The organism is Bacillus sp. LR_5 (assembly GCF_042709275.1).
Map to the genome: position 1 here is coordinate 1 of NZ_JAVAXX010000502.1, position 2,628 is coordinate 2,628.

Annotated in this window: 1 protein-coding gene; it reads left to right on the forward strand. The window is 43.0% G+C overall.

Annotation, left to right across the window (positions count from 1 at the left end):
- Positions 1-2,392 (forward strand): DNA topoisomerase (ATP-hydrolyzing) subunit A (gyrA, locus tag RAC86_RS37675; RefSeq protein ID WP_377886854.1); only part of this gene is annotated, 2,392 nt, incomplete at its 5' end.
- Positions 2,393-2,628: the final 236 nt, after the last annotated feature.

Here is a 2,628-nt window from a genome sequence, read left to right on the forward strand (position 1 = left end):
TGCAATGAGCGTTATTGTGTCCCGTGCTCTTCCAGATGTACGTGACGGTTTAAAACCGGTTCACAGACGGATTTTGTATGCAATGAATGATTTGGGCATGACGAGTGACAAGCCATATAAAAAATCCGCGCGTATCGTCGGAGAAGTTATCGGGAAATACCACCCGCACGGTGATTCAGCGGTATATGAATCCATGGTCAGAATGGCGCAGGATTTTAACTACCGTTACATGCTCGTTGACGGTCACGGGAACTTCGGTTCTGTTGACGGAGACTCAGCGGCTGCCATGCGTTATACAGAAGCAAGAATGTCTAAGATCTCGATGGAAATTCTTCGAGATATCACAAAAGACACAATCGATTATCAGGACAACTATGATGGGTCAGAAAGAGAACCCGTCGTTATGCCTTCAAGGTTCCCGAATCTGCTCGTGAACGGTGCTGCCGGTATTGCGGTAGGTATGGCAACAAACATCCCTCCGCACCAGCTTGGGGAAATCATTGACGGTGTACTTGCTGTCAGTGAGAACCCGGACATTACAATCCCTGAGCTGATGGAAGTCATTCCAGGGCCTGATTTTCCGACTGCGGGTCAAATCTTGGGACGCAGCGGTATCCGGAAAGCATACGAATCTGGCCGAGGCTCTATTACGATTCGGGCAAAAGCTGAGATCGAACAAACATCTTCAGGTAAAGAAAGAATTATCGTTACAGAGTTACCTTACCAAGTAAATAAGGCGAAATTAATCGAGAAAATTGCTGATCTCGTTAGGGACAAAAAGATAGAGGGCATCACAGATCTGCGTGATGAGTCAGATCGTACAGGTATGAGAATTGTCATTGAAATCAGACGCGATGCCAATGCAAATGTTATTCTAAACAACCTATACAAACAAACTGCGCTACAAACATCTTTTGGTATCAACCTGCTTGCGCTTGTTGACGGTCAGCCAAAAGTTTTAAATCTAAAGCAATGCCTAGAGCATTACCTTGACCATCAAAAAGTCGTCATCAGACGCCGTACGGCATATGAATTGCGTAAAGCGGAAGCGAGAGCTCATATCTTGGAAGGTTTGAGAATTGCTCTCGATCATCTCGATGCAGTTATTTCTCTTATCCGTAATTCTCAAACGGCTGAAATAGCGAGAACAGGTCTAATTGAACAATTCTCACTGACAGAGAAGCAAGCACAAGCGATCCTCGATATGAGGCTGCAGCGTTTAACAGGACTAGAACGTGAAAAGATCGAAGAAGAATACCAATCTCTTGTTAAATTAATTGCAGAGCTAAAAGACATTTTGGCAAATGAATATAAAGTGCTTGAGATCATCCGTGAAGAACTCACTGAAATCAAAGAGCGTTTCAACGATGAAAGACGCACGGAGATCGTCACTTCTGGACTAGAAACAATTGAAGATGAAGATCTTATTGAGAGAGAAAATATCGTCGTCACTCTGACACACAACGGGTACATCAAACGTCTTCCTGCATCAACTTACCGCAGTCAAAAACGAGGCGGAAAAGGTGTACAGGGAATGGGAACAAACGAAGATGATTTCGTTGAGCATTTAATATCTACATCAACTCATGACACGATTCTCTTCTTCTCGAACAAAGGGAAAGTGTATCGTGCAAAAGGGTATGAAATCCCTGAATACGGCAGAACAGCAAAAGGAATCCCGATTATTAACCTGCTGGAGGTAGAAAAGGGTGAATGGATTAACGCAATTATTCCAGTCACTGAATTCAATGCGGAGCTTTACCTTTTCTTCACAACAAAGCACGGGGTTTCAAAACGAACTTCACTGTCTCAGTTTGCTAATATCCGCAACAATGGCCTAATCGCTCTTAGTCTTCGTGAGGATGATGAATTGATGGGTGTACGTCTGACTGACGGTACAAAACAAATGATCATCGGAACGAAAAATGGATTGCTGATCCGTTTCCCTGAAACAGATGTCCGGGAAATGGGAAGAACTGCGGCAGGCGTAAAAGGCATCACCCTGACCGATGACGACGTTGTTGTCGGCATGGAGATATTAGAGGAAGAATCACATGTCCTTATCGTAACTGAAAAAGGTTACGGAAAACGAACTCCGGCTGAAGAGTACAGAACCCAAAGCCGGGGCGGAAAAGGACTCAAAACAGCGAAAATCACCGAGAACAACGGCCAATTAGTAACAGTAAAAGCTACTAAAGGTGAAGAGGATCTAATGATTATTACGGCCAGCGGCGTACTCATTAGAATGGACATCAATGACATCTCAATCACCGGACGTGTCACTCAAGGTGTACGCCTCATCAGAATGGCGGAAGAAGAGCATGTTGCGACAGTAGCATTAGTAGAGAAAGACGAAGAAGATGAGAATGAAGAAACACAAGAAGAAGTGTGAGAAAAGCGCAGCTGAAATAGCTGCGCTTTTTTTGTACCATAACCCTTTACAGTCATAAGAATTATGGTATAATCATTTCTGTTGTCTTTTAAAAGACACAAACATGACTAGCAAAAACTTTTTTAAAAAAGTGTTGACCTAGTTAACTAAAAATGTTACTATTAAGTAGTCGCTTCGAGAGAAGCACATAAAGTTCTTTGAAAACTAAACAAGACAAAACGTACCTGTTAATTCAT